This is a genomic window from Paracoccus methylovorus, from assembly GCF_016919705.1.
GTDB classification, from domain to species: domain Bacteria; phylum Pseudomonadota; class Alphaproteobacteria; order Rhodobacterales; family Rhodobacteraceae; genus Paracoccus; species Paracoccus methylovorus.
Genome location: NZ_CP070371.1, coordinates 604,184 through 618,204 on the forward strand (window position 1 = coordinate 604,184; position 14,021 = coordinate 618,204).

Annotated in this window: 11 protein-coding genes and 2 riboswitches; of the genes, 2 read left to right on the forward strand and 9 right to left on the reverse strand. The window is 64.1% G+C overall.

The genetic code is table 11. From position 1 onward, the window contains the following. Positions 1-25: 25 nt before the first annotated feature. The 5 genes from JWJ88_RS16170 to JWJ88_RS16190 all read right to left on the reverse strand — a co-directional run bounded on the left by JWJ88_RS16170 (position 26) and on the right by JWJ88_RS16190 (position 6,162). On the reverse strand, positions 26-784 hold the full coding sequence (locus JWJ88_RS16170) for an ABC transporter ATP-binding protein (RefSeq protein WP_240200354.1): 759 nt from the start codon (positions 782-784) through the stop codon (positions 26-28). A gap of 2 nt (positions 785-786) precedes the next feature. Then, the gene (locus tag JWJ88_RS16175; protein WP_205296717.1) at positions 787-1,785 is read right to left on the reverse strand and encodes a FecCD family ABC transporter permease; all 999 of its coding nucleotides are present in this window, start codon (positions 1,783-1,785) and stop codon (positions 787-789) included. Further along, complete coding sequence (locus JWJ88_RS16180) at positions 1,782-2,618, reverse strand: ABC transporter substrate-binding protein (protein WP_205296718.1); 837 nt, start codon at positions 2,616-2,618, stop codon at positions 1,782-1,784. The genes JWJ88_RS16175 and JWJ88_RS16180 overlap by 4 nt, the downstream gene beginning before the upstream one ends. After that, positions 2,612-4,522, reverse strand: coding sequence for a TonB-dependent receptor plug domain-containing protein (locus JWJ88_RS16185; RefSeq protein ID WP_205296719.1), 1,911 nt, complete (start codon positions 4,520-4,522; stop codon positions 2,612-2,614). Before JWJ88_RS16185 ends, JWJ88_RS16180 begins: the two co-directional genes overlap by 7 nt. Before the next feature lie 139 nt (positions 4,523-4,661). Then, positions 4,662-4,878: riboswitch (cobalamin riboswitch) on the reverse strand. Between the two features lie 84 nt (positions 4,879-4,962). Then, positions 4,963-6,162 carry an aminotransferase-like domain-containing protein gene (locus tag JWJ88_RS16190; protein WP_205296720.1) on the reverse strand — a complete coding sequence of 400 codons (1,200 nt, stop codon included), beginning with the start codon at positions 6,160-6,162 and terminating at the stop codon, positions 4,963-4,965. Positions 6,163-6,305: 143 nt separating this feature from the next. Between JWJ88_RS16190 and JWJ88_RS16195 the strand changes: the two genes are divergently transcribed. Then, the gene (locus JWJ88_RS16195) at positions 6,306-7,286 is read left to right on the forward strand and encodes a bile acid:sodium symporter family protein (RefSeq protein WP_205296721.1); all 981 of its coding nucleotides are present in this window, start codon (positions 6,306-6,308) and stop codon (positions 7,284-7,286) included. On the opposite strand, the gene nrdF is transcribed toward JWJ88_RS16195, so the two are convergent. From nrdF to nrdH, 4 genes are all read right to left on the reverse strand, one after another. After that, a complete protein-coding gene (gene nrdF / locus JWJ88_RS16200; RefSeq protein WP_205296722.1) occupies positions 7,283-8,254 on the reverse strand; it encodes a class 1b ribonucleoside-diphosphate reductase subunit beta in 972 nt (323 codons plus the stop codon). The genes JWJ88_RS16195 and nrdF overlap by 4 nt on opposite strands. Before the next feature lie 73 nt (positions 8,255-8,327). After that, positions 8,328-10,454, reverse strand: coding sequence for a class 1b ribonucleoside-diphosphate reductase subunit alpha (gene nrdE / locus JWJ88_RS16205; RefSeq protein ID WP_205296723.1), 2,127 nt, complete (start codon positions 10,452-10,454; stop codon positions 8,328-8,330). Continuing rightward, positions 10,436-10,852, reverse strand: coding sequence for a class Ib ribonucleoside-diphosphate reductase assembly flavoprotein NrdI (gene nrdI / locus JWJ88_RS16210; protein WP_205296724.1), 417 nt, complete (start codon positions 10,850-10,852; stop codon positions 10,436-10,438). Before nrdI ends, nrdE begins: the two co-directional genes overlap by 19 nt. Before the next feature lie 7 nt (positions 10,853-10,859). After that, positions 10,860-11,081 carry a glutaredoxin-like protein NrdH gene (nrdH, locus tag JWJ88_RS16215; protein ID WP_205296725.1) on the reverse strand — a complete coding sequence of 74 codons (222 nt, stop codon included), beginning with the start codon at positions 11,079-11,081 and terminating at the stop codon, positions 10,860-10,862. 96 nt (positions 11,082-11,177) lie between these two features. Continuing rightward, a riboswitch (cobalamin riboswitch) is annotated at positions 11,178-11,365 on the reverse strand. A 382-nt stretch (positions 11,366-11,747) separates the two neighbouring features. Here nrdH and JWJ88_RS16220 point away from each other — a divergent pair. Then, positions 11,748-14,003 (forward strand): TonB-dependent receptor, encoded by a 2,256-nt coding sequence (locus tag JWJ88_RS16220; RefSeq protein WP_205296726.1) that lies wholly within the window; start codon positions 11,748-11,750, stop codon positions 14,001-14,003. Positions 14,004-14,021 lie beyond the last annotated feature (18 nt).

The following is a 14,021-nucleotide window of genomic DNA, read 5'->3' on the forward strand; positions in this document are numbered from 1 at the left end:
TCCCCCGACCGCAGGATGCCTGCCGTCAAAGGCTTTCGTCGTGCCCAATCGTGCCCAGCGGTTGGAACAGCAGACCGTCGGGTCCCTGTGCCAGATGGGCGGTGATGCCGAACACGCGGGCAAGGTTTTCGGCTGTCAGCACCTGCTCGGGCGGGCCATCCGCAGCGATACGGCCCCGATGCAGCATCACCAGCCGCGTGCAATGCCGTGCCGCAAGTCCCAGATCGTGCAATGAGGCCAGCACCGTGCGGCCTTGCCCGGCGATCTGGCCAAAGAGCCGCATCACCTCGATCTGAGCGGCGGGGTCCAGCCCGGCGATGGGTTCGTCCGCAATCAGCAGCGGCGTTTCCTGCGCCAAGGCTCGGGCGATCAGCGTGCGGGCCTGTTCGCCGCCCGAAAGCTCGGTCGCGCGGCGATGGCGCAGCGGGGCAAGATGCAGCGCGGTCATGGCCCGCTCGATAGCCGCGCGGTCGGCGGCGCCGGCCGAATGCGGATGGGCGATGCGGCCAAGCGCCACCAGCGCTTCGACCGGCATAGGCCAGGCGATTTCGCGGCCCTGCGGCATATAGGCGGCGGCGCGGGCGCGTTCGCGTGCCGAAAGCGCCGCCAGCGAGGAATGACCCTGTGCGGGCAGCAGCCCCAGTGCAGCGCGCAAAAGCGTCGTTTTACCTGCGCCGTTCGGACCCAGCAGGCCGACGAATTCACCCGCGCCAAGGCGCAGGTCGATGCCCCCAAGAACAGGGACGCCGGCGCGGCTCAGCGAAAGGTTGCGAAGCTCAAGCATCGTCACAGCCCTTCGCGCCGGGTTTGCAGGATCAGGTGCAGAAAGAAGGGTGCCCCCACCAGCGCCGTCAGCACCCCAAGCTTGAGATCGCGGTCCGGCGCGATTACCCGTACGGCCACATCGGCGGCCAGCACGACCGCCGCCCCGCCAAGCGCCGCTGCAGGCACCAGCCGCGCCGGGCTGGCGCCCACCGCGCGGCGCAGCACATGCGGCACCACCAGCCCGACAAAACCCACCGTGCCCGCGACTGCCGTGGCACCGCCGATCAGCGCGGCGATGCCCGCCACCAGCATCAGCCGCAACCGACCCAGATGCACGCCGCTTGCGGCCGCCGCATCCTCGCCCAGCGTCAGCGCCTCAAGCGCGCGGCGCGTCGGCCAGAGCAGGGCAAAGCCCAGCATCATGAAGGGCGTTGCGATCCAGACATGCAGCATCGACCGATCCGCCAGCGAGCCCATCATCCAGAACACGATTTCATTGATGGCAAAGGGGTTGGGCGAAAGGTTCAGCACCAGCGAGGTGCCAGCGCCAGCCAGCGCGGAAATCGCGATCCCGGCCAGGATCAGCGCCATCGTGCCGCCGCGTGGTCCAGCCAGCGCCAGCACCAGCAGCACCGAAAGCGCCGCACCCCCCAGGGACGCCAGCGGCAGGGCCAGCGGGAAGGCGGCGGACAGCCCGGTCTGGATCGCCAGCACCGCCCCCAGCGCGGCCGAGGCGCTGGTGCCGATCAGCCCCGGCTCGGCCAGCGGGTTGCGCAGGAAACCTTGCAGCACCGCCCCCGACATTCCCAGCGCCGCCCCGACCAGCAGGCCAAGGATGGCACGCGGCAGGCGCAGCTCTCGCATGACCAGCGGCAGCAGATCGTCGCCGCCCTGAAACAGTGCTGCCAGACTTTCGCCCATGCCAAGCCCGGCCGGGCCGGTCAGCAGCGAGGTCAGGAAAAGCGTCACGACCAGCAACGACAGCGCGGCGATCAGCAGCGGATAGCGCCCGCCCGTCATTGCGGTGCCTGCAAGGCAAGGCGGGCGTCGCGCAACTGGGTCACGGCGCGAAGGATATAGGGGGTGCCGCAAACCCAATCGGGATCACCCATCACCTCGGCCGGCTTGCCCTTGGTCAGCGCCCTCAGCGCGGGGTGGTCCAGCATTTCCTGCGCGCGCGAGTTGCCCGGGTAACGGCGGCCCTCGACCAGCAGGTCGGGTGCGGAAAGCAGCAGGCTCTCCAGCGGAAGCACCCCGCCAGAGGGCAGGCCCAATTCATCGGCGACATTGTCAAAGCCGGCCAGTTCGACGATCTGCCCGGCCAGACTGTTGCGCCCCGTGCTATAGCCATTCACCATGTAAAGTGCCGCGCGTGGGCGTTGATTTGCGGGCGCATCGGACAGCCGTGCCAGATCGGCGTCGAAACGCGCCAGCAGGGCCTCGGCCTCGGGTTGGCGGCCCAGCACCTCGCCCATGCGCAGGATATTGGCGCGGATGCCGGGAATATCGGTTTCGACCGGAAAGACCTCGACCGGGATGTTCAGTCGCTGCAACAGCCGGATCGTCGCAGGGTTGCTCCATGCTCCGGCCAGCACCAGATCGGGCTGCATCAGGAATATCTCCTCGGCCAGACCATGGTTGACGGGCAGGCGCGCGGCCTCGTCCGCCATGGCCGAGGCCGTGGGATCCTGCGCAAGATAAGAGACCGAGACAAGCTGTCCCGGCGCGGCCAGCAACATGGCCAACTGGTCGGTGCACAGGTTGACCGACAGCACCCGGCGCGGCGGATCGGCCGCAACGGGTAAGGTCAGGCCCACCAGCAGGCAGGCGGCAAGGCAAAAGCGCCTTACCATTTCGCCGTCAGGCCGGCGTAAAGCGTGCGACCCTGACCATAATAGCCCCATGCTTCGGAATAATCCTTGTCGAACAGGTTTACGACCCGGCCGGTCACGACGAGATTGTCGGTCAGGTCATATTGCGCGGCAAGGTTCACGGTCGCGAAATCGGGCAGTTCAGTGGTGTCCGGGGTCCAGCTTCTGAACCATTCGGCATCGTAATTGCCCGCGACATAGCGAACATCGGCGGTGACCGAACCGCGCCCTTGCGCGAATTCCCCTGTTGCGCGCAGCCCAAGCATGTGACGCGGCTGACGCGGTATCGGCTGGCCTTCGGTGGTGCGGGCGTCCGTATAGGTATAGTTCGCTCCAAGTCGCAGCCAGCCGGTCACCTGATAGTCCAGATCGACCTCGACACCCTTGCGGGTGCTGGTGCCATCGAGGTTCTGCGATGTATCGCCCGCCCCGATGATCATGTCTTCGACCTTGCTGGTGAATAGCGTCGTCCCCAGCGTGCCCTGTCCCGCGGCAAAGTTCCAGTCTGCCCCGATTTCATAGCCGCGGCTGGTTTCGGGCGTCAGGTCGGGGTTGCCGCTGTAGCTGCCCGGCACATAGCCATAAAGCTCGAACATGGTGGGATTGACGATGGCCTTGCCCGCCGCCGCGCGCAGGCGCAGGCCGTGTTCGGGCAATTGCCAGGCTCCCGCGATGTTCCAGGTGGTGGCGTTGCGGAAATCTTCGTTGAAATCGCGCCGCACCCCGGCCTGAATGCCGATCCCGTCGAACTGGCCCTGATACTCCAGCGCAACGGATTTCGTATCCCGCTCATACCGGCCGCCGGCTGCGAAGGATGCCTCATAGGTTTCGCGTTTCTTCTGCACCGCGAAATTCAGCTTTTGCGCCGCGTGGCGGGCGTGGCCACCATCCAGTGCCCATGTGCCGGTATATTTGAAGTCCCGCAACCGCGAGCCATCGTCATAATCCGGCACGCCATCGTTGAAATGGTCCGTGGTCTGATTTGCGGCCGCAATAGTGAATCGGTTCAAAAGCCGGCCCCCCAACGCCTCGGCTTCCAGCCACAGCGAGCCGTAAGTCTCGTTCCGGTCAGCAGTTTGGGGCGCATCGACCACATAGTCCTGGGGCGTGAAGTCTGCTGACGGGGGGTACACCGTGTTATCATAACCATATTCCTGCCAGGTCCGGCGCAGGGTAAAGCCGGCGGTCACGCCTTCGGTCAATTCGTAGGACCCGTTCAGTCCCAGCGTCTTGTGCTTGTTGAACTCGGTATCCCCACCCGGAGTGCGCGATGCGTCCTCGCCATCGGTGCGGCGCGCCACGGCCGAAAGGCTGATTGCGCCACGTGCGCCCTTGGCCTGCACAAAGGCGCTTGCCGTGCGGGTGTTCAGCCCGCCGACCTCGACCGTGCCGCCATAGCTCAGCCCCGGGGCAGAGGCTTGACGGCTGGTGATCGAGATCACGCCGGAGGCGGCGTTGGCGCCGTAGATCGTCGATTGTGGCCCGCGCAGCACCTCGATGCGCTCGATATCCTCGGCCAGCATGCCGCTGAAGATGTAATCACCGTTGCCGGGCGAATTGGCCTCGACTCCGTCGATCAGCACCAGAACATGATTGGACTCGCCGCCGCGGATACGGACCTTGGTCAAGGTTTCGCCTGTCGCAGTCACGGCAAGACCCGGCACGGCGCGCAATGCATCCTGAACGGTGGTGACGCGGCGGTTTTGCAGGTCCTCGGCGGTCAGGACGCTATAGGCGCGGCCATAGGCGCTTTCCGCCACCGGCGACAGGCCGGCGGACAGGATCACCGTATCCAGCAGGACCTGATCCTGGCTGTCCTGACCAAGGGCGGCGGCGGGCAAAAGGGCGGCGGTCGCGGCCAGCACGGAAACCGGAGTTCTGAACATTCCAAAGCCTTTCCAACGCGGGTTGCGGCCCGCGATTTGCAGAACTGTCCTGCGGTAAGGCCGAGAAAGCGCAGCCCGGCCGCAGGACGGCGACTGTCACCTCTGCGGAAGGCCGCTTTCCTGACGCGCCCCGCGCCGGAAATGGGTGATCGCCACGGCAGGTCTCCTGGCTCGCGGATCATCGCTCGGGCCGGCCTTCCCGGGTGGGTCCCAGTGGCGTAGTCGGCCTTTGCTCACCGCGTACAGTTGCGGGGGCAGCCCCGGTCGCGCCCTGACCGCATTGCGGCCGGTGGGCGCACCGATGTTCCCTTTTCATCCGACGCTATCACGCCGGAACCGTAGCGGCCCCGCATTGCCGTAGCGTGGCGCCGGCTGTCAAGCGCCAATCGGCCCGCGTCGCCTCGTCGCGACATCCTGTCCAGTGCAAGCAACCGCCCGCTTTAGCCGGCCTCGGCCAGCGCGGCACGGATGGCGCGGGACAGACGGCGGCAACCTTCCTCAAGCTGCTCGGGCGCATTCAGGGTAAAGTTGATCCGCAAGGAACGCCGATCCAGCCCTTCGGGGTCGAACACGCTGGAGGGCGAGATGCAGACCCCCTGCGCCATTGCATGCTCCAGCAGCCGGTCGGTATCCAGTCGCGGATCCCGGGCTGTCGCCCAGACGAACATGCCGCCGACCGGCACCTGCCAGTCCAGATCCTCGGCCAGATGCGCCTGCATCGCCGCGCAAAGCGCATCACGACGGGCGCGATAGATCGACAGAACCTCAGGGCGGATGCGGTCGATCATCCCTGCTTCCAGCGCGCGTAGCGCCAGCATCTGCGACAGGCCGCTGCTGCACATGTCCGAGCCCTGCTTGGCAGTTGCCAGTGCCGCGATCATATCCGGCGCGGCGATGACCCAGCCGATCCGCAGCCCCGGCGCCAGCTCCTTGGAAAGCGATCCCATATAGACCACCGGCCCGTCATAGGGGCCGGGCCGCTCGGCCGCCGAAAGGTCCAGCAGGCGGGGCAGGGGCTCGCCTTCATAATAAAGCGCGCCATAGGGATCGTCCTCGATCAGCCAGGTGCCGGTCGCATGGGCGGCGGCGATCAGCGCCTGCCGCTCGGGCAACGCCACCAGCCTGCCGCTGGGGTTCGAGAAATTCGGCACGGTATAAGCGAATTGCGCACCCTCCAGCGCGGCATGAGGGTCAAAGTCGTTCGCTTCGATCCGCATGGGGCGGTACTGCGGCGAATGCGGCATCCAGGCATCAAGGGCCCCCAGATAGGCCGGGCTTTGCGCCGCAATCAGCCCGCCCGGTTGCAGCAGCACCTTGCCCATCAGCTCCAGCGCCTGCATGCCGCCGGTGGTGATCAGCACGTTCTCGCGCGACAGCCGCAGCGTATCGGTCGAAAAGCGCGCGGCGATCAGGTCGCGCAACGCCGGCAGGCCCGGGATCGGGCCATAGCCCAGCGTTTCGTCGGGGTGGCTGCGTATCGCTTGGGCGGCCAGATCGGCAAGCTCATCGACAGGCCAGACCGACGGCTCGGGCAGGCCGCCGGCAAGGTTGATCAGGCCAGGCACCCGCCCCGCCGCCAGAAAGACCGAGGTCACGTCATTGGTGCGGGACAGCCATGGGGCAAAAGCGGGGCGCATCATCGGAACTCTCGCATCGGACATATCCTGCTGTGACGGTTTTTCGCCAAAGGGGCAAGAGTTGCGGCCATTTCCCCGGCGCAAGGTGGCGGTGCCCGTCGTCCATCTATATGAGACAGAGGGGCATTCGCGGGACGAGGAAAACCATGCGCGCATTGAAACGGATCGGCATCGACACCTACATGCTGCTGCTGATCGGCATGGTGCTGCTGGGGCTGTTCCTGCCGACGCGGGGGCTGGCGGCCGAGATCTTGCGCGGGGCCACCTTCTGGGCGGTGACGCTGCTCTTTTTTCTTTATGGGGCCAAGCTGGACCCGGGTTCGGTCCGGGCGGGGCTGCTGAACATCAGACTTCAGGGACTGACCTTTGCCGCAACCTACGCGCTGTTTCCGGTTCTGGGAATCATTCTGGCCACGCTGTTCGGTGGCGTGCTTGGTCCCCAACTGACATTGGGCCTGCTGTTTCTGGCCGTTCTGCCCTCGACAGTGCAAAGCTCGATCGCCTTCACCTCGATCGCGGGCGGCAATATTCCCGCGGCGATTTGCGCGGCCTCGCTGTCGAACCTCGTCGGCGTGGTGCTGACGCCACTCTTGGTCGCACGCATCCTGCATCACGACGGCGGCGGCGTAAGCCTGGACGCCATCGAGAAAATCGCCATGCAGATACTGTTGCCGTTCATCCTTGGCCAGTTGCTGCGGCGCTGGATCGGCGGCTTTGTTCAGCGCCACCGGCTGCTGACCATGGTGGTGGACCGCGGGTCGATCCTGTTGATCGTCTATTCCGCCTTCGGCGCAGGCACCGTTGCCGGCATCTGGTCGGCGATTCCCGTGCCGGGGCTTGTGCTGTGCTTCCTGATCACCGCGCTGTTCCTGGCGCTGGCGATGGGGGCCATGGCGGGGGCAGGACGCCTGTTCCGCCTGCCCCCAGAGGATCAGGCAGTGCTGTTTTTCTGCGGTTCGACGAAAAGCCTTGCCAGCGGGCTGCCCATCGCCACGGCGATCTTCCCGGCGGCGACGGTCGGGGCGACCGTGCTGCCGGTGATGATCTATCACATGACGCAACTTCTGGTCTGCTCGGCCATCGCGCAAAGGCTGGCGCGCGCCCGGGCCCTTGGGCCGCGCGCCTAGAAATCCCAGTCCTCATCCTCGGTCGCGACGGCCTTGCCGATGACATAGGACGATCCCGAGCCGCTGAAAAAGTCGTGGTTCTCGCTATCGGGCGACAGGGCGGCCATGATCGCCGGATTGACCTCGCAAGCCTGCGGGGGAAACAGCGCCTCGTAACCCAGGTTCTGCAAGGCCTTGTTGGCGTTGTAATGCAGGAAGGCCTTGACGTCCTCGGTCAGGCCGATGCCGTCGTACAACTCGGCAGTGTACTTCGCCTCGATGTCGTAAAGATCGAACATCAGCGCAAAGGCGAAATCCTTCAGCTCCTGCTGCCGCGCCGCATCCAGCTTCTCCAGCCCGCGCTGATACTTGTAGCCGATGTAATAGCCATGCACCGCCTCGTCGCGGATGATCAGACGGATCAGGTCGGCGGTATTGGTCAGCTTGGCGCGGCTCGACCAATACATCGGCAGGTAGAAGCCGGAATAGAACATGAAGCTTTCCAGAAAGACGCTGGCAATCTTGCGCTTCAGCGGGTCCGAGCCCGGCTTGTACTTATCCAGCACCAGCCACGCCTTCTGCTGCAGATGCGGGTTCTCCTCGGCCCAGCGAAAGGCCGCGTCCACCTCGGGCGTCAGGCACAGGGTCGAGAAGATCGAGGAATAGCTGCGCGCATGCACCGCCTCCATGAAGGCGATGTTGGACAGCACCGCTTCCTCATGCGGGGTCAGCGCGTCCGGCATCATCGAAGGCGCGCCCAGAGTGTTCTGGATCGTGTCCAGCAGCGTCAGCCCGGTAAACACCCGGATGGTCAGTTCGCGCTCCTCGGGGCGCAGCGTCGCCCAGCTTTGCTCATCGTTGGACAGCGGCACCTTTTCGGGCAGCCAGAAGTTGACGGTCAGCCGGTTCCAGACCTCCAGGTCTTTCTCATCCTCCAGCCGGTTCCAGTTGATGGCGCGCACTGGCGCCCGCGTCGCGTGATCCTTCATCCGAAGAACCTTTCTTTCGTGTTCAAATATCCTCGGGGGTGTGGGGGCAGACAGCCCCCACCGGCGACGGCGCTCACAAGCTGCAAGAGACGCAGCCCTGCACCTCGGTTCCTTCCAGCGCAGTCTGGCGCAGCCGGATATAATAGATCGTCTTGATGCCCTTCTTCCAAGCATAGATCTGGGCCCGGTTGATGTCCCGCGTCGTCGCCTCGGCCGGGAAGAACAGCGTCAGCGACAGGCCCTGATCGACGTGCTCGGTGGCGGCTGCGTAGGTGTCGATGATCGCCTCGGGGCCGATCTCATAGGCGTCGCGGTAATAGTCGAGGTTCTCGTTGGTCATGAAGGCGGCGGGGTAATAGACCCGGCCGATCTTGCCTTCCTTGCGGATCTCGATCTTGGCGACGATCGGGTGGATCGAGCTGGTGGAGTTGTTGATATAGCTGATCGACCCGGTTGGAGGCACCGCTTGCAAGTTGCGGTTGTAAAGCCCATGGCTCATCACCGCTTCCTTCAATGCCGCCCAATCGTCGCGCGTGGGCAGCGTGATGCCCTCGAATACCCGCCCGACATCGGGCAGCGTGGGCAGCCAGTCATGCGAGGTGTATTTGTCAAAGAACGAACCATCGGCATATTTCGACTTGTCGAAATCCTTGAAGGTTTTGCCCTTTTCCTGCGCAAGCAGGTTCGAGGCCCGGATCGCGTGATAGGCGACGGCGGCGAAATAGACCGATGTGAATTCGACCCCTTCGGGGCTGCCGTAATGGATGCGCTCGCGCGCCAGAAAACCGTGCAGGTTCATCTGGCCCAGACCGATGGCATGCGCCTCGTCGTTGCCGCGCCGGATCGAGGGCACGGCCTCGATGGCCGACATTTCCGATACCGCGGTCAACGCACGGACCGCCGCCTCGATGGTGGTGCCGAAATCCGGCCCGTCCATGGTTGCCGCGATATTGAGCGAGCCGAGGTTGCAGGAAATATCCGTGCCCAGATGTTTGTAGCCCAGATCCTCGTGGAACTCGCTGGCCTCGTTCACCTGCAGGATTTCCGAGCACAGGTTCGACATGCTGATGCGGCCGGCCACGGGGTTGGCGCGGTTCACCGTGTCCTCGAACATGATATAGGGGTAGCCGCTTTCGAACTGGATCTCGGCCAGTGTCTGGAAAAAGGCGCGGGCGCTGATCTTTTTCTTGCGGATACGCTTGTCGTCCACCATCTCGGCATATTTCTCGGTCACCGAGATCTCTGAGAAGGGCAGGCCATAGACCTTTTCCACGTCATGGGGCGAGAACAGGTACATGTCCTCGCTGCGCTTGGCCAGTTCAAAGGTCACGTCCGGGATGACCACGCCAAGGCTCAGGGTCTTGATGCGGATCTTTTCGTCGGCATTCTCGCGCTTGGTGTCCAGAAAGCGCAGGATGTCGGGGTGATGCGCGTTCAGATAGACCGCGCCCGCGCCCTGCCGCGCGCCCAGTTGGTTGGCATAGGAAAAGCTGTCCTCCAGCAGTTTCATCACCGGAATGACGCCCGAGGACTGGTTCTCGATCCCTTTGATCGGTGCGCCCGCCTCGCGCAGGTTGGTCAGCATCAACGCCACGCCGCCGCCGCGCTTGGACAGTTGCAGCGCCGAATTGATGCCGCGACCGATCGATTCCATGTTGTCTTCCAGCCGCAGCAGGAAACACGAGATCAACTCGCCGCGTGACTTCTTGCCGGCGTTCAGAAAGGTCGGGGTTGCGGGCTGGAAACGGCCCGACAGGATTTCTTCCATGAAGCGCATGGCAAGATCCTGATCGCCGCGCGCCAGCGTCAGCGCGACCATGACCACCCGGTCCTCATAGCGTTCCAGATAACGCCGGCCGTCGCGGGTCTTCAGCGTGTAGCTGGTGTAATATTTGAAGGCGCCCAGAAATGTCGGAAAGCGGAATTTCTTGCGAAAGGCCGCATCCCAGATCCGCTCCAGAAACTCGCGGGGATATTGGCCCAGCACCTCGGCTTCATAATAGCCTTCATCGACCAGATAGCCCAGCTTCTCGTCCAGCGAGTGAAAGAAGACGGTGTTTTGGTTGACGTGCTGCAGGAAATACTGCCGCGCGGCCTTGCGATCCGCCTCAAAGCGGATGCGCCCTTCACCATCGTAAAGGTTCAGCATCGCGTTCAGCGCATGATAGTCCAGCTCGGCCTTTACGCCATCGTCAAGCATTCCGTCCCCCAGAATTTTTCAAGTCCCGCCCGGACGCGGGAAAGGTCGTTGTCGTCGCCCGCCAGCTCGAATCGATAAAGCGCGGGGACGTTGCATTTGGCAGAGATCACCCCGGCAGACAGGGCGAAGGTGGCACCGAAATTGCGGTTGCCTGTGCCGATCACGCCGCGCAGCAGGGCGCGGCGGGCAGGATCGTTCAGAAAGCGGATGACCTGTTTGGGCACCGCGCCGCGCCCCTGTCCGTCGGCATAGGTCGGGCAGATCAGCACATAGGGTGCTTCGGGCTGCGGCATCCGTTCGCAAGGCGCGACCGGGATTCGCCCGGCGGGCAGGCCCAGGCGCGTGACGAAACGCGCCGTGTTCCCCGAGGCCGAGGAATAATAGATCAGCCCGCCCATCACGCGCTCAGGACAGGCGGCCGATCATATCGGGGCGGAAGCCTGCCCAATGCGCCTCGCCGGCGACGACCACGGGGGCCTGCCGATAGCCAAGCGAGCTGACCATTTCCATGGCCGCGTCATCCTCGGTCAGGTCGACCAGATGATAGGCCAGTCCGCGCGCGTCGAGCGCCCGGGTGGTGGCGGTGCATTGCACGCAGGCGGGCTTGGAATAAACGGTGATGGTCATGCCTCGGCTCCTTTTGTGTTTTTGCAGGCAAGAGGGGGCCGGGCCGATGGGTCGCCCCATCCAGACCACGTTCAGCCCCGCGCCCGCCGCACGGTTTCGTTCCTTCGCGTCCTGGCAGGTCTTCTGACTTGCGGGTCTCGGCTTGACTGGCCTTCCCGGGGTTGACCCAGTGGTTTTCCAGCGTCGCTCGCCGCTTACAGCTGCGGGGGCAGTGCCGGCTTTTCACCGGCTTCCCTTTTCATCCCCGAGTCGACCCCGAGGCAACCATGACCACTGCAGTTAGCCATGGGCCGACGCGCGGGTCAATCCATATTTAGTGGGTGACCTGCCTGCCTTTGGGAACATCTGGTAGGTGGGGCGATCCTGCCGGGCGCATAAATCCCCGCTTTCCTTTGGTAAGCCAAAGCAATGGGCCCAAGTCCCAGACCGCGGCTCAATCCGTTTGGCCTGTTGAATTATGGCAACACCGGGAGGTTTCGCTGCCATATATAACGTCACGTCGTTTGACAAATTGCGACAATTAGTCCTCTTGCGTGAATTACGCGCGATCAGGAAGGGCATTGTCCCTGTCCCGGTTCGCAACATGCAAGCCATTGATGAGCCAGCACTTTCATTGCGCTTCCGCCTATGGCGGCGGCGATCAACCCTTTGTGCCGGGATCAACCCATGAACAAAACCCACTCTACGACTCCGGCCCCAGCGTCCGCAGCGCAGTTGCTGCCGACGCTGGGCCTGCTTCCCATCCTTGCCATTTCGGCCGGCGTGGCCGGTCCTGCTCAGGCGCAGGACACCGTCACTCTGGACACGGTCGTCATTCGCCGCGAACAGGGCAACGAGGCCCAGACCGGCTATGCCATCACCGACAGCACCTCGGACAAGGCCACCGCGCCGCTGCTCGACACGCCCAGAACGGTCACCGTCGTGACCCAGCGCCAGATGCAGGAACGCGGCCAGACATCGGTGACCGATGTGCTGCGCACCACGCCGGGGGTCACCCTTGGCGCGGGCGAAGGCGGCACCCCGCAGGGCGTTCGTCCTTTCATCCGCGGTTTCGAGGCCAGCCAGGATGTGCTGGTCGACGGCATGCGCAACGCTTCGCGCACGCAATACGAGGCGTTCAACCTGGAATCGATCGAGATCAACAAGGGTCCGGGCGGTGTCTATTCCGGTGCGGGTTCGACTGGCGGCACCATCAGCCTGAACAGCAAAACTCCGCAGCCGGGCGCCTTTGACGATGTGGCGCTGTCCTTTGGCACCGGAAGCTTTGTCCGCGGCACGCTGGATTCGAACCGGGAATTCGGCGCTGTCGGGGTTCGCCTGAACCTTATGACGCAGCATGCCGACGATCTGGGTGGGCGCGACGGCGTCAAGTCCAAGCGGTTCGGCGTGGCGCCCACTCTCAGCTATCGCCTGACCGAAAGCAGCAAGGTCACTGCCGGGCTTTACTATTACAAGGACGAGGATATGCCCGATTACGGCGTGCCGATGTCCAATATCACGACACCGGGCGAATGGCGTCGCGGTTCCGGCACACGCACCGACCCCTTCCTGCCGGTCGATGTCTCGCCCGATACCTTCTATGGGCTGCACGAGCGGGATTTCCGCGAGGTCGAAACCGCCTCGGGCTATATCAAGTTCGAGCACGCCTTTTCGGATAGCCTGCGGCTGACGGCTGCGTTACGCAAGGCGCGCGATACCAACACCTATGTGGTGACCTCGCCGACATCGGGCAGCGATGGGCTGGTGTCGCGCGGCTCCAAGGCCTCGGACCGGGTGAACGAAACCGTCTCATTCAACGCCCAGCTTTCGGGCGAGGCGCGGGCCTGGGGCGTCGAGCACAGCTTTGCGGTCGGCGTGGATATCGCCAATTCGCGGGCCACACGTCGGACCCTGACGGTGATCAATCCCGACCCGATGCCGGGCGCGCCCTATGAAAACCCCGATCCCGGCGCGCCTTGGGGCGGCAGCATCGAGCGCGGCGGCGATGCCGGCTACAGCACGACGAAAACGCGCGGCGTCTATGCGCTGGACACCATCACCTTCAATCCGCAATGGGAGGCGACGGTCGGCCTGCGCTGGGACGATTACAGCGTGAACAGCGTCACCTTTGCAACCGATGACGCCCCCCGCGCAAGCGAGACCAACGATTCTGACTTCCTGAACGGAATGCTCGGCGTGGTCTACAAGCCGGCGGCGAACGGCTCGGTCTATGCCTCGGTCAGCACCTCATCGAACCCGGCTGGCGAAGGCGCGGGGACGGGGGGCAGCGACGCCTCGGACGATCTGGACAGTCTCGACCCGGAACGCAGTGTCAACTTTGAGATCGGGACGAAATGGCTGGTGCTGGACAACCAGCTTCAGCTTAGCGCAGCGCTGTTCAAGACCGAAAAGGACAATGCGCGCGTCACCAACGCACTGGGCGAGACCGAGAATATCGGCAATACCACCGCCAAGGGAATCGAACTGGGCTTTGCCGGTCAGATCAATGATCGCTGGGGCATCTGGGGCGGCTATGTCTATCAGGACGTCAAGCTGAAGGACGGCGGCTGGAGCACTCCGCGCGGCGGCGGCGAACCCTATCCCAACCCCGCAACCGGAAATCAGGTCGTAAAGATCCCGCGCAACAGCTTTTCGCTGTGGACGACCTATGATTACAGCCCGCAACTGACGCTGGGCGGTGGCGTGACCTATGTTGACAGGCGTATGGCCAGCTATTCGCAGAATGGCGACGGCGATGCCGCCCTGCCGTCAAGCTGGCGCACCGATCTGATGGCCGCCTACAGGATCACCGATGACACGGCGGTGCAGTTCAACGTCAACAACGTCTTCGACCGCCAGATCTATACCGACTCGCACGTTTCGCAATTCGCCAATATCGAGCCGGGCCGGAACTTTGTGCTGACGCTGAAGCACTCGTTCTGAAAATCGCATCTGCCACGG